The sequence below is a fragment of the Agromyces sp. NBRC 114283 genome (assembly GCF_030268405.1).
GTDB lineage: Bacteria > Actinomycetota > Actinomycetes > Actinomycetales > Microbacteriaceae > Agromyces > Agromyces mediolanus.
The window spans coordinates 2,780,318-2,798,412 of the sequence record NZ_BSQP01000001.1 but is presented as its reverse complement, the minus strand read 5'-3'; the positions used below and the strand labels follow the sequence as shown (position 1 = coordinate 2,798,412).

General features: G+C 73.7%; 15 protein-coding genes. 5 read left to right on the top strand and 10 right to left on the bottom strand.

The window, feature by feature from the left end; genetic code table 11:
- Positions 1-35 precede the first annotated feature (35 nt).
- The 3 genes from QSJ60_RS13510 to QSJ60_RS13500 are packed head-to-tail and all read right to left on the bottom strand — an operon-like array spanning position 36 to position 4,281.
- Positions 36-1,685, bottom strand: a complete 1,650-nt coding sequence (locus QSJ60_RS13510) for a GMC oxidoreductase (protein WP_285463925.1) — start codon at positions 1,683-1,685, stop codon at positions 36-38.
- Positions 1,682-2,626, bottom strand: a complete 945-nt coding sequence (locus QSJ60_RS13505) for a YegS/Rv2252/BmrU family lipid kinase (protein ID WP_285463924.1) — start codon at positions 2,624-2,626, stop codon at positions 1,682-1,684. The genes QSJ60_RS13510 and QSJ60_RS13505 overlap by 4 nt, the downstream gene beginning before the upstream one ends.
- A 2-nt stretch (positions 2,627-2,628) precedes the next feature.
- Positions 2,629-4,281, bottom strand: a complete 1,653-nt coding sequence (locus QSJ60_RS13500) for an FAD-binding oxidoreductase (protein WP_285463923.1) — start codon at positions 4,279-4,281, stop codon at positions 2,629-2,631.
- Between the two features lie 20 nt (positions 4,282-4,301).
- Between QSJ60_RS13500 and QSJ60_RS13495 the strand changes: the two genes are divergently transcribed.
- The 3 genes from QSJ60_RS13495 (at position 4,302) to QSJ60_RS13485 (ending at position 6,810) form a co-directional block, all read left to right on the top strand.
- The gene (locus QSJ60_RS13495) at positions 4,302-4,910 is read left to right on the top strand and encodes a TetR/AcrR family transcriptional regulator (RefSeq protein ID WP_285463922.1); all 609 of its coding nucleotides are present in this window, start codon (positions 4,302-4,304) and stop codon (positions 4,908-4,910) included.
- Positions 4,907-6,373, top strand: coding sequence for a glycerol-3-phosphate dehydrogenase/oxidase (locus tag QSJ60_RS13490; protein WP_285463921.1), 1,467 nt, complete (start codon positions 4,907-4,909; stop codon positions 6,371-6,373). The genes QSJ60_RS13495 and QSJ60_RS13490 overlap by 4 nt, the downstream gene beginning before the upstream one ends.
- A gap of 89 nt (positions 6,374-6,462) precedes the next feature.
- Positions 6,463-6,810, top strand: a complete 348-nt coding sequence (locus QSJ60_RS13485) for a DUF4190 domain-containing protein (RefSeq protein ID WP_229781772.1) — start codon at positions 6,463-6,465, stop codon at positions 6,808-6,810.
- Between the two features lie 60 nt (positions 6,811-6,870).
- Here QSJ60_RS13485 and QSJ60_RS13480 read toward each other — a convergent pair whose 3' ends face one another.
- From QSJ60_RS13480 to QSJ60_RS13460, 5 genes are read right to left on the bottom strand one after another with little or no spacing between them, the layout of a single operon-like run.
- The gene (locus QSJ60_RS13480; protein ID WP_285463920.1) at positions 6,871-7,605 is read right to left on the bottom strand and encodes a FadR/GntR family transcriptional regulator; all 735 of its coding nucleotides are present in this window, start codon (positions 7,603-7,605) and stop codon (positions 6,871-6,873) included.
- A gap of 10 nt (positions 7,606-7,615) precedes the next feature.
- A complete protein-coding gene (locus QSJ60_RS13475; RefSeq protein ID WP_189086098.1) occupies positions 7,616-8,404 on the bottom strand; it encodes a 3-oxoacyl-ACP reductase in 789 nt (262 codons plus the stop codon).
- 52 nt (positions 8,405-8,456) lie between these two features.
- The gene (locus QSJ60_RS13470; protein ID WP_285463919.1) at positions 8,457-9,812 is read right to left on the bottom strand and encodes an aldehyde dehydrogenase family protein; all 1,356 of its coding nucleotides are present in this window, start codon (positions 9,810-9,812) and stop codon (positions 8,457-8,459) included.
- Positions 9,809-10,669, bottom strand: coding sequence for a gamma-glutamyl-gamma-aminobutyrate hydrolase family protein (locus QSJ60_RS13465; RefSeq protein WP_285463918.1), 861 nt, complete (start codon positions 10,667-10,669; stop codon positions 9,809-9,811). Before QSJ60_RS13465 ends, QSJ60_RS13470 begins: the two co-directional genes overlap by 4 nt.
- Positions 10,650-12,017, bottom strand: coding sequence for a glutamine synthetase family protein (locus QSJ60_RS13460; protein ID WP_285463917.1), 1,368 nt, complete (start codon positions 12,015-12,017; stop codon positions 10,650-10,652). Before QSJ60_RS13460 ends, QSJ60_RS13465 begins: the two co-directional genes overlap by 20 nt.
- Before the next feature lie 222 nt (positions 12,018-12,239).
- Between QSJ60_RS13460 and QSJ60_RS13455 the strand changes: the two genes are divergently transcribed.
- Both QSJ60_RS13455 and QSJ60_RS13450 read left to right on the top strand, forming a co-directional pair.
- Positions 12,240-13,826, top strand: coding sequence for an amino acid permease (locus QSJ60_RS13455; protein WP_285463916.1), 1,587 nt, complete (start codon positions 12,240-12,242; stop codon positions 13,824-13,826).
- A 211-nt stretch (positions 13,827-14,037) separates the two neighbouring features.
- Positions 14,038-15,495, top strand: coding sequence for an aspartate ammonia-lyase (locus QSJ60_RS13450; protein ID WP_230766683.1), 1,458 nt, complete (start codon positions 14,038-14,040; stop codon positions 15,493-15,495).
- A 66-nt stretch (positions 15,496-15,561) separates the two neighbouring features.
- Here QSJ60_RS13450 and QSJ60_RS13445 read toward each other — a convergent pair whose 3' ends face one another.
- Positions 15,562-16,437, bottom strand: a complete 876-nt coding sequence (locus tag QSJ60_RS13445) for a fumarylacetoacetate hydrolase family protein (protein WP_189086093.1) — start codon at positions 16,435-16,437, stop codon at positions 15,562-15,564.
- A gap of 110 nt (positions 16,438-16,547) precedes the next feature.
- Positions 16,548-18,083: an AlkA N-terminal domain-containing protein gene (locus QSJ60_RS13440; protein WP_285463915.1), complete on the bottom strand. Its 1,536-nt coding sequence runs from the start codon at positions 18,081-18,083 to the stop codon at positions 16,548-16,550.
- Between the last annotated feature and the right edge of the window lie 12 nt (positions 18,084-18,095).

Below are 18,095 nucleotides of genomic sequence, written 5' to 3'. Positions count from 1 at the left end.
CGTCGTGGCGACGAGCGCATCCGCCCGCGCCGTGCTCAGCGGTCGAGCAGCTGCGCCTGACTCGGCCGAGCGTCGGCCGCGCCGGCCATGGGCCAGTGCGAGAGGGCGCGCTCGGCGAGCGCGGTGATCGTGAGCGAGGGGTTCACCCCGGGGTTCGCGGGCACGGCCGCGCCGTCGACGACAGAGAGCCCGGGATGGCCCCACACCCGGTGGTAGGCGTCGACGACGCCGTCGGCGGGCGACGCCGAGATCGGGGCGCCGCCGAGGAAGTGCGCCGTCAGCGGGATGCCGAACACCTCCGGCCACGAGCCGCGCGCCTCGGCGGGCACGCCGCCCTCTTCGGCCATCCGGGCCGCGATGGCCTCGGCGGCCCGGTGCGCCTCCGGCAGATGGCTCGGGTTCGGCTCGCCGTGCCCCTGTTCGCTCGTGAGGCGCAGCCGGCCGAAGCGGCGGCGCAGCGAGAGGGTCAGTGAGTTGTCGGCCGTCTGCATGACGAGGGCGATGATGCCGCGCTCGCTCCAGCGGCGCAGCGAGGCGAGCCGGAACTGACGCGCCGGTGAGCGCAGCACGAGCCGCACGACCCGGCCGAGGCGGCGGGCGAGCGGGAGCTCGCCCGGCACCAGCACGGTGGCCAGGGCGCCCATCAGGTTCGAACCGGGCCCGTACCGCACGTTCTCGACGTGGGTGCGGTCGTCGACGTGGAAGGAGGTCGTGATGGCGACGCCGCGGGCGAGGCCGAGCGACTCGGGCACCGCGGTGGCCACGGCGCCGTCGAGCGCCTCCGAGTTCGTGCGGGTGAGCCGGCCGAGCGCGTCGGAGACGGCCGGCAGCGCGCCGGAGCGCTTCATCCGGTGCAGGAGCTGCTGCGTGCCCCAGGTGCCGGCGGCGAGCACGACCCGCTGCGCGGTGACGGTGCGCTCGCCGCGGCGCAGGCGGCCGTCGGTGCGGCGGGTGGTGACGGCGAAGCCGCCGCCCGCCAGCTCCCGCACCTCGGTGACGGTGCGCAGCGGCTCGATGGCGACGCCGCGGCGCTCGGCGAGCGCGAGGTAGTTCTTGACGAGCGTGTTCTTCGCGCCGACCCGGCAGCCGACCATGCAGTTGCCGCAGAGCGTGCAGCCGGTGCGCTCGGGCCCCTCGCCGCCGAAGAAGGGGTCGGCCGTGCGCTCGCCGGGGCGGCCGAACCAGACGCCGACCGGCGCGTGCCGGAACGTGTCGCCGACGCCGAGGTCCTCGGCCGCGCCCGCCATGATCCGTTCGACGGGTCCGCGGTGCGGATACCGCTCGACGACGCCGAGCATGCGCTTGGCCGTCGCGTAGTGCGGGGCGAGCTCGCCCGCCCAGTCTGCGAGGCCCTCCCACTGCGGGTCGGCGAAGAAGCCGGGTCCGGGTTCGTAGAGGGTGTTCGCGTAGTTCAGCGAGCCGCCGCCGACCCCGGCGCCCGCGAGGATCATCACGTGGGGCAGGCGATGGATGCGCTGCACGCCGTAGCAGCCGAGCGCGGGCGCCCAGAGGTAGCGGCGCAGGTTCCAGCTCGTCTTCGCGAAGTCCTCGTCGGCGAAGCGCCGGCCGGCCTCGTACACCCGGACGCGGTAGCCCTTCTCGGCCAGCCGCAGCGCCGCGACCGAGCCGCCGAAGCCCGAGCCGACGATGACGACGTCCTCGTCGAAGCCCGTGGCCGCGTTCATGCCGGGCCGCCCGCCGCGTGCGCCGCGTCGGCGGCCGACGGCCGGCCCTGGGCGTGCGGCACCATGATGCGGAGCGCGCCCGCCCGCGAGACGATCTCGCAGGCGCCGCTGCCGACGCGCTCGCCGTCGGCGTAGACGGTGAGTCCCGGGGCCGAGACCCGCACCTCGCGGGCGCGCCGGTGGGTGACCTCGGCGCGGTGGTCGTGCCGGCCGCGCAGCAGCAGCGGAAAGAGCCGCACGAGCCGCAGCCGCGTGAGCGGGGCGACGTGCACGACGTCGAGCAGGCCGTCGTCGGGGAGCGCGCCCACGCAGACGGGCATCCCGCCGCCGTAGCTCTCGGTGTTGCCGACCGCGACGAGCGTGCCGGGCGCGCGGAGCTCGTCCTCGTCCTCGATCCGGATGGTGAAGTCCATGGGGCGCAGCCGCACGAGCTCGATCGCGAGGGCCAGGTAGTAGCGGAGCGCGCCGTGCGGCCAGCGCAGCCGGTTCGTGCGGTCGCTGACCTTCGCGTCGAAGCCGAGGGCGGCGACGGTGAGGAACGGGGTCGTCCGCCCCGCGCTGCGCACCTCGCCGACGTCGATGACCCGGGCGGTGCCGGTGAGGGCGAGCGCCGCGGCCGCGGCCGCGTCGTCACGGGGGAGCCCGAGGGCGCGGGCGAGGTCGTTGCCGGTGCCCGCCGGAACGAGCACGATCGGCACGGCCGCGCGGAGGAGGGGCTCGAGGATCCCGGAGAGCGTGCCGTCCCCGCCGACGACCACGAGCGCGGTCGGGGCGTCATCGAGCGCCCGCACCGCGAGCGCGGCGGTCTCGGCGGCCGAGCCCCCCTCGTAGCTGCGCACCTCGACGCCGTGCGCGCGGAGTCCGGCGATGGCCGAGGCGGCGGCGCGTCCGCGCCCCTTTCCGGCGAACGGGTTGGCCAGCACCGCGATGTGCCCGCCCACCGTCATCCCTCCCGGCTCGGTGCAGACTCGGGGTGCGCGGCCGGCTCGGCCGCGATGACCGCGCCGGGGTTCAGGATCGCGAGCGGGTCGAGTTCGCGCTTGATGGCCCGGAGGATGCGGATGCCGGTCTCGCCGATCTCGCTCGGCAGCCACGGGGCGTGGTCCCGGCCGACGGCGTGGTGGTGGCTGATGGTGCCGCCGGCGGCGAGGATGGCGTCGTTCACCTCGGCTTTCACCCGCTCCCAGACTCGGAGCGGCTCCTCGCGGATCCCTGCGAGGACGGTGAAGTAGAGCGAGGCGCCGGTGGGGTAGACGTGCGAGACGTGGCACATGACGTACGACTTCGCGCCGGCTGCGCCGAGGCCGTCGCGGAGGGTGCGCTCGACGGCTTCCCGCAACGCGGGGAGCTTCGACCAGGTGGTGGCCGTCTCGAGCGTCTCGCAGAACACGCCGGCGTCGAGGAGAGCGTCGCGCAGGTAGGGGCCGTCGAAGCGGCCGGCGAGCCAGTCGGCGGCGGCGCCCGCGCCGGAGGAGGTGCCGCCCGCGGCGCGCAGCAGTTCCGCGGTGCGCGCCCGGCGCTCCTCGATGCCGTCTCCCTCGTAGACCGTGACGGCGCTCGCGCCCTTCGCGAGCGCCTTGCCGAGCTTGCCGAGCTGGGCGAGGCTCACGGCGGTCTCCGCCTCGTCGGAGAGGCGGATGACGGTGGGCCCGCCGCCGTGCTGGGCGACCTGGCGGAGCCCCTCGGCGCCCGCCGCGAAGTCGGGGAAGGTCCAGGCCTCGAAGACGCGATCGCGAGGCACCCGGTGCACGCGCAGCCGGACCTCGGTGATGACGCCGAAGATGCCCTCCGAGCCGAGGAACACCCGGACGAGATCGGGGCCCGCGGCGGAGCCGGGGGAGCGGCCGAGCTCGAGCTCGCCGGTGGGGGTGGCGACCCGGAGTCCCGTGACCATGGTGTCGAAGCGGCCGTAGCCGGCCGAGTTCTGCCCGGAGGAGCGGGCCGCGGCGAAGCCGCCGATGGTCGCGTAGCGGAAGCTCTGCGGGTAGTGGCCGAGCTCGAAGCCGTGCGCGGCGAGCAGCGCCTCCGCCTCGGGGCCCGTCGTGCCGGCGCCGAGGACGGCCTCGCCGCTGAGCTCGTCGAGCGCGAGGAGGCCCGTGAGGCGGCGGAGGTCGAGGCTCACGACGGCGTGGTGGGCACCGCGTTCGGGATCGAGGGCGCCGACGACGCTCGTGCCGCCGCCGAAGGGGATGACCGCGATGCCGTGGGCGCTCGCGACGGCGAGGCAGGCGAGCACCTCGAGATGATCGGCGGGGCGGACGACGGCGTCGGGCGTGAGCTGCTCCGGCGCTCTGCGACGGAGCAGGTCGGGCGTGGATCGGCCGCCGGCGTGCCTGAGCCGCGCCTCGGCGGAGAGCTCGACGTGCGCCTCGCCGACGACGTCGCGGAGCGCGTCGAGCTCCTCGGCGGTGAGCGCGGGCGGCGCAACGCGCACGGCGTCGAGCTCCGCGGCCGGCGCCGGTCGCCGCACCCGGCCGAGCAGGAGCGGCAGGAGCGTGCGCACGGCGAGGGGCAGATCTTTCGCCTTGGCCGGGTCGCCCCAGCCGTTCCACCGCATCGGCGGGTCCGCGGCGACCCTGTCGCGTGCATCGCTCATGCATTACAGTGTGACAGATCATGGAAGAACGTCAAGCAGTGCTGCCGCCCTTCGGCGCCGAGCTCCCCAAGTGGGACGCCACGCAGTCGCGCGTGCTCGACGCCGCGGACGAGCTCATCCGCCGCCGCGGCGTCGGCGGGGTGACGATCGCCGAGCTCTCACGCCGTTCGGGGCTCAGCCGGCCGACCGTCTACCGCAGCTGGAGCGACGCCGACGACGTCGTCCGTTCGGCGCTGCTGCGCCGCGTCATCCGCATCCTCGCCTCCTTCGAGACCCCCGCGAGCACGCGCGCGGGCCTCGTCGACGACGTGCTGCGCTTCTCCGCCCGCTTCCGCACTGATGCGGTCTACGGGCGGCTGCTCGACGACGAGCCGGAGGCGTTCACGCGGTACACCCTGCAGCGGGTCGGCTCGAGCCAGCGGATGATCCTCGCCTGGCTCGCCACGGCGATCGCGGCCGCGCAGGAGGACGGCTCGGTGCGCCAGGGCACGCCGCAGGAGATCGCGGTCATGCTGCTGCTCATCGCCCAGTCGGCGGTGCTCTCGCACGGCACCGTGACCGAGCTCATCGACGAGGAGGCCTGGGAGCGCGAGCTCCGAGCGGCGCTCGACGGGCACCTGCGGCCATGACGGCCAGCGACGCGCTCGACGCCACCCGCCGTGGGCGGGAACTCGAGCGCGCCGCCGCCGAGACGGCGGATCTGCTCGTCGTCGGCGGCGGCATCACGGGGGCCGGGGTCGCGCTCGATGCGGCCTCGCGGGGGCTCCGCGTCGTGCTCGTCGAGGCCCAGGACCTCGCCTTCGGCACGAGCCGGTGGAGCTCCAAGCTCGTGCACGGCGGCCTCCGCTACCTCGCCACTGGCGACGTCGCGACCGCCAGGGAGAGCGCCGCCGAGCGCCACCTGCTGATGACCTCGATCGCGCCGCACCTCATCCGCCCGCTGCCGCAACTGCTCCCGTTCCTGCCGGGCGTCTCGCTCCGTCAGCGCACCGCCGGGGCGGTCGGCATGGGCCTCGGCGATCTGCTCCGCGTGCAGGCGCGCACCCCGCGGGCGGTGCTGCCGCCGCCCCGGCCGGTCACGGCCGGCACGGCGCGGCGGCTCGTGCCGGCGCTCGAGGGGCGGGGGCTCCGCGGCGGCATGCTCTCGTACGACGGGCAGCTCGTCGACGACGCGAAGCTCGTCGTCACCGTCGCCCGAAGCGCAGTCGCGCACGGGGCGCGGGTCCTCACCCGCGTCCGCGCGCTCCGGCTCCGCGCCGACGGGGCCGAGGTGGCGGACGTGCTGAGCGGGGAGCGCTTCGAGCTCCGCGCGCGGGCCGTCGTGAACGCGACGGGCGTCTGGGCCGGCGGCCTCGACGGCGGCATCGCCGTGCGGCCGAGCCGCGGCACGCATCTCGTGCTCGACGGCGCACTCCTCGGCCACCCGTCGGCGGCGCTGACGATCCCGCACGAGGGCTCGATCAGCCGCTACGTGTTCGCCCTGCCGCAGCGCTCCGGCCGCGTCGTCGTCGGCCTCACCGACGAAGAGGCCCCGGGGCCGGTGCCGGACGTGCCGGAGCCGAGCGAGGCCGAGATCGCCTTCCTCCTCGCGAGCCTGAACCGGGTCGTCGAGACCCCGGTGCGGCGCGAGCAGCTGCTCGGTGCGTTCGCCGGGCTGCGGCCGCTCATCGACAGCGGCGCCGACCGCACGGCCGACCTCTCGCGCCGCCACCTCGTTGCGGTGTCCGACGCGGGCTTCGTCTCCGTGCTCGGCGGCAAGCTCACCACGTACCGGCGGATGGCGGAGGACGCCGTCGACCTCGCGCTCGCGACGCGGACGATCGCGGCGCCGCCGAGCCGCACCGCCGGGCTGCGGCTCGTCGGGATCGACGACGCCCTCGCCCGCACCCGTCTGAGCGAGCCGGCCGTGCCGATCGCCGAGGGCATCGCCGTGCGCCGCGCCGACGTCGAGTACGCCGTGCGCGTCGAGGGCGCGCTCACCGCCGACGATGTGCTCGACCGGCGCACCAGGATCGGCTTCGTCGCGGCCGACCGCGCGCGCTGCCTGCCCGTCGTCGAGCAGCTCGTCGCCGAGGTGCTCGACGAGGGGTGAACCCGTTCGGCCCGTTCGGGGTGCTCGGGGTCCGGAATCGGGGGATATCCCCATACCGACGCCGCGGCGCGGTCCGTAGCGTTGGAGCCATGACCACCACCATCGATCCCACCGTCACCCCCGTCCACCCGGCGGGCGGGGCCCAGCAGCCCGCCCCGGCGCAGCCCCGGGCGGCCGAGACGAACGGCTTCTCGATCGCGAGCCTCGTGCTCGGGCTCGTGTCGATCGTCGCCGGCTTCACCTTCCTGGTGCCGATCGGCGGTCTCGTGCTCGGCATCGTTGGCCTCCAGCGCGAGCCGGCCTCGCGCACGATGGCGATCTGGGGCGTCGTACTCAACACCGTGATGCTCGTCGGCACCGTGCTCGTCGGCTTCGGCATGCTCGCCTTCGGCGCGCTCACGCTGCCGTTCCTGCCCTTCTTCGCGACCGCCTTCTGACGCTCGCATCGCGCGAACGGGGCGCGCCGCCGGGCGCGCCCCGTTCCGCGTCGCCTGCGGTCAGCCGTAGAAGCCGCGCAGCAGCGCCTCGGTGCCGATGAGGTGCTCGGCCATCGCCTGCGCCGCCTCGTCCGGGCTGCCCTTCAGGATCGCCGCCACGATCGCGCCGTGCTGCTCGTCGGAGTGCGCGATGTTCGGCGCGAGCAGCGGGATGCCGTCGAGGAGCTCATTGATGCGCATCCGCACCTCGGCGACGAGCGGGGTCACCGACTCCGCCCCCACCACCTCGGCGATGACGAGGTGGAGGCGGGAGTCCGCGACCCGGTAGCCCGCCTCGTCGGCCTGCCCGCAGGCGAGGTGCGCCTGCCAGAGGCGTTCCCGGTCGGCGGCGCTCAGCTCGCTCTCGGCCGCCCGCCGGGCGACGCCGACCTCGACCACGGCGCGCAGCGCCAGGGTGTCGTCGAGGCTCCGCCGCTCGATCGGTCGGGGCACGCCCGGCCCGGGTTCGGGCAGCGGATCGGAGACGAAGGTGCCGCCGTAACGGCCGCGCCGCGCGACGACCCAGCCGGCGTCCGCGAGCGAGCCGATCGCCTCGCGCAGGGTGTCCCGGCTGACCTCGAGGGTCGCCGCGAGCTCGCGCTCGGCCGGCAGCCGCTCGCCCGGCGCGATGAGCCCGAGCCGGATGGTCTGCAGCAGCCGCTGCACGGTCTCCTCGAAAGCGTTCGCCGGCCGGGCGGGGCGCAGCAGCAGCCCGGCGTCCAGCACGCCCGGCTGCTCCGCTCCCCGCTCGTCCATGCTTCCGAGCCTAGAGGGGCGTGACGTAGGCGGCGCTGATGCCGCCGTCGACGAGGAAGGTCGAGCCGGTGATGAACGAGGCGTCGTCGCTCGCGAGGAACGCGACGGCCGCGGCGAGCTCCTCGGGGTTCGCGAAGCGCCCGACCGGCACGTGCACGAGCCGGCGCTGCGCCCGCTCGGGGTCCTTCGCGAAGAGTTCCTGCAGCAGCGGCGTGTTGACCGGGCCGGGGCAGAGCGCGTTGACCCGGATGCCCTGACGCGCGAACTGCACGCCGAGCTCGCGGCTCATCGCGAGCACCCCGCCCTTCGACGCGGTGTAGGAGATCTGCGAGGTGGCCGAGCCCAGCACCGCGACGAAGGAGGCGGTGTTGATGATCGAGCCGCGGCCCTGCGCGACCATGTGCCGCAGCGCCGCCCGCGAGCACAGGTACACGCTCTTCAGGTTGACGTCCTGCACCTTCTGCCACGCCGGCAGCTCGGTCGTCTCGATGGAGTCGTCGTCGGGCGGCGAGATGCCCGCGTTGTTGAAGGCGATGTCCACCGAGCCGTAGACGCGGGCGGCCTCGTCGAAGAGGTGGTCGACCTGTGCCTCCTCGGTGACGTCGAGCTGCACGAAGAGGCCGTCGACCTCGCTCGCCGCGGCCGCGCCGCTCCTCGGGTCGAGGTCGCCGATGACGACCTTCGCGCCCTCCGCCGCGAGGCGGCGGGCGGTGGCGAGGCCGATGCCGGAGGCGCCGCCGGTGATGACGGCGACGCGGCCGGCGAGGCGCTGGGTGAGGTCGAGCGGGGTGACGGTCATGGTGCTCCCTGGGTTGCGGTGGTCGAATCGGGGCGATGCGTGACGGGACGGCTCAGTCGACGGCGATGAAGACGTTCTTCGTCTCGGTGAAGGCGGCGGGCGCGTCGGGGCCGAGCTCGCGGCCGAGCCCTGACTGCTTGAAGCCGCCGAACGGGGTCGAGTAGCGCACGGAGGAGTGCGAGTTCACGGAGAGGTTGCCGGACTCGATGCCGCGCGCGACGCGGATGCCGCGGCCGATGTCCCGCGTCCAGATCGAGCCGGACAAGCCGAAGCGGCCGGCGTTGGCGAACGCGACGGCATCCGCCTCGTCGTCGAAGGGGAAGACCGACACCACCGGGCCGAAGATCTCCTCCGTCGCGGTGCGGGCGTCGCGGGCGGGGGTGAGCACCGTCGGCGGGAACCAGAACCCCGGGCCCTCGGGCGCGCTGCCCCGGAACGCGACGTCGCGGTCGTCGGGCACGAACTCGCGCACCCGCTCGCGGTGCGCCGCCGCGACGAGGGGCCCCATCTCGGTGGCCTCCTCGCGCGGGTCGCCGACCTTCACGCCCTGGACGGCGGGTTCGAGCAGTTCCATGAAGCGCTCGTACACGCTGCGCTCGACGAGGATGCGGCTGCGGGCGCAGCAGTCCTGGCCGGCGTTCTCGAACACGCCGTACGGCGCGGTGGCCGCGGCGCACTCGAGGTCGGCGTCGGCGAAGACGAGGTTCGCGCTCTTGCCGCCGAGCTCGAGCGTGACCCGCTTCACCTGCGCCGCGCAGCCGGCCATGATGCGCTGACCGACCTCGGTGGAGCCGGTGAAGACGACCTTCCGCACCGTCTCGTTCGTGACGAAGCGCTCGCCGACCACCGAGCCCCGGCCCGGGATCACCTGGAACAGGCCTTCCGGAAGCCCGGACTCGAGCGCGAGCTCGGCGAGCCGGAGGCTCGTGAGCGGCGTCCACTCTGCGGGCTTCAGGACCACCGCGTTGCCGGCGGCGAGCGCCGGCGCGAAGCCCCAGGAGGCGATCGTCATGGGGAAGTTCCACGGCGTGATGACGCCGACGACGCCGAGCGGCTCCTGGAAGGTGACGTCGAGACCGCCCGCGACCGGGATCTGCCGGCCGAACAGCCGTTCGGGGGCGGCCGAGTAGTACTCGAGCACGTCGCGGACGTGGCCCGCCTCCCAGCGGGCCTGGCTGATCGGATGCCCCGAGTTGCGCACCTCGATCGCCGCGAGCTCCTCGACGGCGCCGTCGACGGCCTCGGCGAAGCGGCGGAGCGCCCGCGCCCGGTCGGCCGGCGCCGCGGCGGCCCACTCGCGCTGCGCCACGGCGGCCGCGGCGATCGCGGCATCCGTCTGCTCGACGTCGGCGCCCGCGACGGTGGTGACGAGCTCCTCGTCGGCGGGGTTCACGATGGTGTGCGTCATGGCGCGGTCCTCTCGGGGGCGACGGATGCGGCGGGTGCGGCGGATGCGGGAACCGAGGCCGCGGGCGGCGCTGCGGCGGCCCGCTCGCGCGCGGCCCGGTGCGCCCGGGCGGCCTCGACGAGCCCGGCGAACAGCCGTCGGTCGCGGGCGTTCTCCTCCGGGTGCCACTGCACGGCGACGCCGAACGGGGCGGCGGGCAGCTCGACGGCCTCGATGACCCCGTCGTCGCTGCGCGCGGTGACGACGAGGCCGTCGGCGACCCGGTCGAGCGCCTGGTGGTGGTAGACGTGCACGGGCAGCGCCTCCGCCTCGCCGACGAGCCCCGCGAGGCGCGAACCCGGGGCGACGCGCACCGTCGTCTCGCCGAACACGGCGGGCGCCGGCTGGTAGGCCTCGGAGCCGACGACGTCGGGCAGGTGCTGGTGCAGGGTGCCGCCGAGGGCGACGTTCAGCATCTGGGCGCCGCGGCAGATGCCGAGGAAGGGCACGCCGTCGTCGATCGCGGCGGTGAGCAGGGCGTCCTCCCAGTCGTCGCGGTCGACCCTGGGCGCGCCCGTGCGCTCGTGGGCCGGCTGCCCGTAACGGGCCGGGTCGACGTCGGCGCCGCCGGCGACGACCAGCCCGTCGAGCGAGGCGAGCACCCGGCGCGCGAGCGGCGCGTCCACGGGCTGCGGTGGCAGCAGCACGGCGATGCCGCCCGCGTCCGTGACGGCGTCGAGGTAGACCTTCGGCAGGAAGGACGCCGGCACGTCCCACACCCCGGTCTGCGCCCGTTCGAGGTAGGTCGTGATGCCGATGACGGGCGCGTCCGCGCTCGCCGTAGGAGGGCGCTGCGGCTCAGAGTCGTTCGAAGCCACGAACCCGCTCCCAGTCCGTCACGGCCGCGTCGTAGGCGGCGATCTCGACGCGCGCGTTGTTCAGGTAGTGCTCGACGACTTCGTCGCCGAAGGCCTCGCGTGCGATCGTCGAGCCCGCGAAGAGCTCGGCGGCCTCGCGGAGGGTCGCCGGGACCCGCGCGACATCTGACTCGTAGGCGTTGCCGGCGAAGAGCTCGTCGGGCTCGAGCTCCTGCTCGATGCCGTGCAGGCCCGCGGCGATGAGCGCGGCGACCGCGAGGTACTGGTTGACGTCGCCGCCCGGCACCCGGTTCTCGACCCGCATGCCGTGCCCGTGGCCGACGACGCGGAGGGCGCAGGTGCGGTTGTCGAGTCCCCAGGCGATCGCGGTCGGCGCGAAGCTGCCGGCGACGTAGCGCTTGTAGGAGTTGATGTTCGGCGCCGAGAAGAGGGTGAGCTCGCGCATGGCGGCGAGCTGCCCGGCCAGGAAGTGCCGGAACAGCTTGGACATGCCGTGCGGGGCGGACTCGTCGGCGAAGACCGCCTCGCCGTCGGCGCCGCGGAGCGAGATGTGGATGTGGCAGCTGTTGCCCTCGCGCTCGTCGTACTTCGCCATGAAGGTGAGCGCCTTGCCGTGCCGGTCGGCGATCTCCTTCGCGCCGTTCTTGTAGAGCGAGTGGTTGTCGCACGTGGTGAGCGCGTCGGCGTAGCGGAAGGCGATCTCCTGCTGGCCGAAGTTGCACTCGCCCTTGACGCCCTCGCAGTACATGCCGGCGCCCTCCATCGAGCGGCGGATGTCGTGCAGCAGCGGTTCCATGCGGGTGGAGGCGAGCAGGGCGTAGTCGATGTTGTAGTCGCTCGCCGCCGTGAGCTCGCGATAGCCCTTGCGCCAGGCGTCGCGGTAGGAGTCGTCGAAGACGATGAACTCGAGCTCGGTGCCGACGAAGGCGGTGAGGCCGCGCTCGGCGAGACGCTCGAGCTGGCGCTGCAGGATGCGTCGGGGCGACGGCTCGACGGGGGAGTCGTCGAGCCAGCGGAGGTCGGCGGTGACGATCGCGGTCTGCTGCAGCCAGGGCGCCATCCGCAGCGTCGCGAAGTCCGGGATGAGCGCCATGTCGCCGTAGCCGCGCTCCCAGCTCGACATCGCGTAGCCGTCGACGGTGTTCATCTCCACGTCGACCGCGAGCAGGTAGTTGCACGCCTCGACGCCGTGCGCGGCGGCGTCCTCGAGGAAGAGCCGGGCCGAGACCCGCTTGCCGACGAGCCGCCCCTGCATGTCGGTGAACGAGACGATGACCGTGTCGACGTGGTCGTCGGCGATCGCCTGGCGCAGCTGCTCGAGCGTGAGGGGTCCCGTGGGTGCCGACATTCGATGCTCCTCCTCGAGTGGAATGGTCGGTTGTGGCGACCATTACATCACGAGTGCGCGCCGCTGGGAATGGATCCCTCGCTCTCGATCTGGATGTTTCCAAGAGATTTCTTGGCGAAAGGTCTGTACGGCCGACCATTGACGCCCCTATCATCGTGGCCAACACACCGCACCCCCGCGCTCGCCCCCGAACGGCGCGCGCCATGAATGCAAGGGAGCACCATGGCCAAGGACACGCTCAAGGTGTCGGGCGTCACGTACTCGACGGCCGACGAGGGGTACTTCGAGAAGCGCAGGCTCAAGCGTTCGGCGGGCGTCTGGGGGCTCTGGGGCCTCGCGGTCGCCGCCGTCATCTCCGGCGACTTCTCGGGGTGGAACTTCGGCATCGACTTCGCCGGCTTCGGCGGCATGCTGGTCGCCTTCGCCGTGCTCATCGTCATGTACTACGGCCTGATCTTCTCCATCGGCGAGATGAGCTCCGCGATGCCGCACACGGGCGGCGCCTACTCCTTCTCGCGGGCGGCGATGGGCCCCTGGGGCGGCTTCATCACGGGCCTCGCCGAGACCATCGAGTACGTGGCGACCACCGCCGTCATCGTCTACTTCTCGGCCGCGTACGCCGACGGCATCACGAGCGAGCTGCTCGGCTTCTCGATGCCGGCGCCGATCTGGTGGGCCATCCTCTACCTCGCGTTCATCGCGCTCAACGCGGCCGGGGCGAGCATCTCGTTCAAGTTCGCGATCGTCGTGTCGATCATCTCGATCGCGATCATCCTCGTGTTCTCGGCCATGGCGCTCTTCTCCGGGCAGTTCTCCTGGGACGCGCTCTGGGACATCGCGCCCGACGCGGGCCAGACGGCGTTCCTGCCGCACGGCGTGCTGCCGATCCTCTTCGCCCTGCCGTTCGCGATGTGGTTCTTCCTCGGCATCGAGGAGCTGCCGCTCGCGGCCGAGGAGTCGCACAACCCCGTCCGCGACATCCCGCGCGCCGGGCTCATCGCCCGCGCGACGCTCATCATCACCGGCCTGCTCGTGCTGTTCCTCAACACGGGCGTCATCGGCGCCGAGGCCACGGGCACCGCGGGGGAGCCGCTGCTCGACGGATTCCGGGCGATCGTCGGCGACGGCGCGGCCGCCGTGCTCGCCCTCTTCGCCCTCGTCGGCCTGCTCGCCTCGCTGCAGGGCATCATGTTCGCCTACGGCCGCAACATGTACTCGCTGTCCCGCGCGGGCTACTACCCGAAGTTCCTCTCGCTCACCGGATCGCGGCAGACGCCATGGGTCGCGCTCGTCGCCGGGGCGGTCATCGGCTTCGTGGCGCTCATCATCGTGGACCTCGCCGGCGGTGCCGGCGGTGTCGCCGGTGCGATCGTGCTGAACATCGCCGTGTGGGGCGCGGTGCTCGCGTATCTCATGCAGATGGTCGCCTTCGTGCTGCTGCGGCGCAAGTTCCCGAACGCGAGCCGCCCGTACCGCAGCCCGTGGGGCGTGCCGGGCGCCATCGCCGCGGCCGTCATCGCCGGGCTCATCTTCGTCGGCTTCCTGCTGAACCCGACCTTCGTGCCGGCGATCATCGCGATCGCGGTGGTGTACCTCGTGATGCTCATCGGCTTCGGCGTCTGGGGCCGGCACCGCCTGGTGCTCTCCCCGGAGGAGGAGTACGCGGTGTCCGGCGGCCTGCACGGCGACCCGCAGGCCGAGGGCTACGGCGGCACGGTCGAGGAGGAACTGCTCGCGAGCGACGGCGTCGACGAGCCAGCCGAGGGGCGGGCGGCGGGCGGACCGGGCGGTGCGACCCCGCTCGGCTGAGCGGGAGCGGGATCCCGGTGCGGGGGGCGCCGGGAGGAGCCGAGCGGCGGGGCGCGGGGGGCGCTCCGCCGCTCGGCGCTTCGGGCTAGGCTCGGGGGAGGCGCGGAACCGCGCCGGTACCACCCGCCGGGCGATCCCCGGCGGCCGAGGCGATGGAGCCAGCGTGTCGATCTCCGCACACCCGACCCACGAGCGCCGCCTGGAGGCGAACATGATCGGACCCGACGTCCCCACCCGAGTCGAGCGCGACTCGCTCGGCGAAGGCCACGTGCCCATCGACGCCTACTGGGGCGTGCACACCCTCCGCGCCCTCGAGAACTTCCCGATCACGAAGCGCCCCATCTCGGTCTACCCGGAGCTCGTCGTCGCCCTCGCCTCCGTCAAGCAGGCGGCCGCGCGGGCGAACCGCGAGCTCGGCGTGCTCACCGAGCAGAAGGCCGCCTGGATCGACGAGGCCTGCCAGCGCATCATCGACGGCGAGCTGCACGATCAGTTCGTCGTCGGCGTCATCCAGGGCGGCGCGGGCACCTCGACGAACATGAACGCGAACGAGGTCATCGCGAACTTCGCGCTCGAGATCGGCGGCTACGAGAAGGGGCGCTACGACGTCCTGCACCCGATCGACGACGTCAACCGCAGCCAGTCGACGAACGACACCTACCCGACCGCGGTGAAGCTCGCGATGGCGTTCTCGCTGCGCACGATGCTCACCGAGCTCGACCTGCTGCGCATCGCCTTCGGTAAGAAGGGGCGCGAGTTCCACGAGGTGCTGAAGGTCGGCCGCACGCAGCTGCAGGACGCCGTGCCGATGACGCTCGGGCAGGAGTTCCACGGTTTCGCGACCACGCTCGGCGAGGACGTCGACCGGCTCCGCGAGACCATCAAGCTGCTGTCCGAGGTGAACCTCGGCGCGACCGCCATCGGCACCGGCATCACCGCGGAGCCCGGCTACACCGCCGCCGTGGTCCGCACGCTGAGCGAGATCACCGGGCTCACGCTCGAGTCCGCGCCCGACCTCATCGAGGCGACGAGCGACACCGGCGTCTTCATGACGTTCTCGAGCGCGCTGAAGCGCAGCGCCATCAAGCTCTCGAAGATCTGCAACGACCTGCGCCTGCTCTCCTCGGGCCCGCAGGCGGGCCTCGGCGAGATCAACCTGCCGCCGAAGCAGGCGGGCTCGTCGATCATGCCGGGCAAGGTCAACCCCGTCATCCCCGAGGCGGTCAGCCAGGTCGCGTACGCCGTCGCGGGCGCCGACCTCACGGTCACGATGGCGGCCGAGAGCGGGCAGCTGCAGCTGAACGCCTTCGAGCCGGTCATCGCGCACTCGCTGCTGCAGTCGATCACCTGGATGCGTCAGGCCTGCTGGACGCTGCGGGTGAACTGCGTCGACGGCATCACCGCCAACACCGATCGGCTCGAGCACATGGTCTCGACGAGCGTCGGCGTCATCACGGCGCTCATCCCGTTCATCGGCTACACCGAGGCCGCGACGCTCGCGAAGCTGGCGCTCGCGACCGGTCGCCCCGTGGCCGACCTCGTCGTCGAGGCCGGACTGATGAGCCGCGAAGACGTCGAGCGGCAGCTCTCGCCGTCGAAGCTCTCCGGCATCCGCCCGATCACGACGGCGATCCCGGTGCAGCAGCTGCAGGCCGAACCGAGCGAGTAGCGATCGACGCGAACGGCGCCCCGGCCGAGGCCGGGGCGCCGTTCGCGTCGCTGTGCGGGCGTCGCCTCAGACGACGCGGCAGTGGGTCGTGAGCGAGCCGATGCCCTCGACCGTGATGGTGACAGTGGAGCCGTCCTGCAGGAACACCTGCGGGTTGCGCGAGTAGCCGGCGCCGCCGGGGCTGCCCGTGCTGATGAGCGTGCCGGGCGGGATCGTCGCCGAGCGCGAGAGGTAGGAGATGATCTCCGCGACGCTCCGCACCATCTCGTTCGTCGAGGCGTCCTGCAGGATGCGGCCGTCGAGGTTCGTCGTGAGCCAGAGGTCCTGCGGGTCGGCGATCTCGTCGGCGGTGACCACCACGGGCCCGGTCGGCGTGAAGCCGTCGAAGGACTTGCAGCGCGACCACTGCGCCTCGCTGAACTGGATGTTCCGCGCGGTGATGTCGTTCACCACGGTGTAGCCCCAGACGTAGTCGAGCGCGTCGCGCACGTGCACGCCGCGTGCCGGGCGGCCGATGATGACGCCGAGCTCGGCCTCGTAGTCGACCTGCGTGGAGAGGTCCTCCGACCAGCTCGTCGTGGCGCCGTGCGCGGTGAGCGAGTTCGGCCAGAGCGAGAAGATCGTCGGGGCGGTCTCGTGGCGGAGCTTCAGCTCCTGCGAGTGCGCGGCGTAGTTCGCGCCGATCGCGAGGATGTGCGGCGGGCGAAGCACCGCGGAGGCGTGCCGAAGCTCGGAGACCGGAGTGAGCCGGGCACCGGCCTCGAGGGCGACGTCGACCGCGACGCGGACGGCGGCGAGCCCCTCCGGGCCCTGCTCGATGAGGTCCTGCAGGTCGCGCGGGGCCGGCTCGAGCACTTCGTCGAGGAAGAGCGCTGCTTCGGCGATCACCACCGCGAGCCGGGGGGTCGTCTGGCCTTCGACTCTCAGGTGCGCGAATTTCACCATTCCAAGCTATCGGGTGGGTTCCGGGCGAAACCTGACGGCATGTACAACACTCCGGCGCGATCCTTCCACAATGGCGACAGTCGCTTCCGCCATCCGAAATGAAGCCACTACGCGGCGGCGCGCCACAGATGCATCGAGGCGTAGCTGCGCCAGGGCGCCCAGCCCGCCCCGCGCCGGTCGAGCTCGCCCGCCTCGCCCGGCAGGCCGAGCGCCCGCGCGCCGGCCCGCAGCGCGAGGTCGCTCGTCAGCAGCACGTCGGGGGCGCGGGTGACGCGCATCGAGACGTAGCCGGCCGTCCAGGGGCCGATGCCGCGGATGGCGAGGAGGTCTGCGGCGAGCTGCTCGCGCGACCGCTCGGCAGAGACGAGCAGCTCGCCGCTCGCGAGCCGCTCGGCCACGTCGAGGATCGTCGCGATCCGCGCCTTCGGGCCGGCGAGCACCTCCGTGCCGCGCTCCGCGATCGCGGCGGCCGTCGGGAAGAGCAGGGAGAGCTCGCCGGGCGCCGCCGCCGGCATGGGCTCGCCGAGCGCGGCGGCGAGGCGGCTGAGCGCGGTGCGGGCCGCGGCCACCGAGATCTGCTGACCGATGAGGGCGCGGAACAGGAGCTCGTGCGGGTCGAGGCAGCCGGGGACGCGGATGCCGGGGACGCGCGTCACGGCCGGGGCCAGCGCCGGGTCGTCGGCGAGCGCCGCGTCGATCGCGACCGCGTCGGCGTCGAGGTCGAAGAGTCGGCGCACCCGCGCGACGAGCGGCGGGAGGTCGCCGAGCGCGGCGAGCCTGGCCTCGACCTCGATCGCGGCGCCGCCCTCGGCCTTCGTGAACGCGAGCAGCGCCGGGCCGCCCGGGAGCCGCAGCGTGCGCTCGAAGCCGCCCTCGATCGCCCGCTCCACGCCCGCGACGGCGCGCACCGCGAGCCAGGTGAAGACGCCGTCGGCGTCGAAGGGCTCGCGGGCGGGAAGTCGGAGCCGCACATGGGCGCCGCCGTCCGCGGTCGCCTCCGGCGGCGCCCCTGCCGTGCCGGAGCGGTGCGCCGCGTGCCGCAGCTCGAGCGGGCTGCGGTCGTAGACCTCTCGGATCGTCTCGTTGAACTGCCGCACACTGCCGAAGCCCGCGGCGAACGCGATGTCGGCCGCCGGCATGCTCGTGGAGAGGAGCAGCGTGCGCGCCGTCTGCGCCCGGTGCGCCCGGGCGAGGGCGAGGGGGCCCGCGCCGAGCTCGGCGCCGAGCACCCGGGTGAGGTGGCGGGTGGTGTAGCCGAGCCGTGCGGCGAGGCCGGGCACGCCCTCGCGCTCGACGACGCCGTCGGCGATGAGGCGCATCGCGCGGGCGGCGAGGTCGTCGCGAAGGTCCCACTCGGGGGAGCCGGGGACGGCGTCGGGGAGGCAGCGCTTGCAGGCCCGGAGGCCGGCCTCGTGGGCGGCCGCCGCGGTGAGGTAGAACGTCACGTTCGAGGGCTTGGGGGAGACGGCCGGGCAGCTCGGCCTGCAGTAGATGCCGGTGGAGTGCACCCCCGTGATGAACTGCCCGTCGAAGCGGGCGTCGCGGGCGCGCATCGCCCGGTACCGCTCGGCGAAGACCGGGTCGGCGAGCGCGGCCTCGTCGCGGGCGGCGGCCCGCTGCGGGCGGTCGGTGGTGAGGGTCATGGCTCCAGCCTG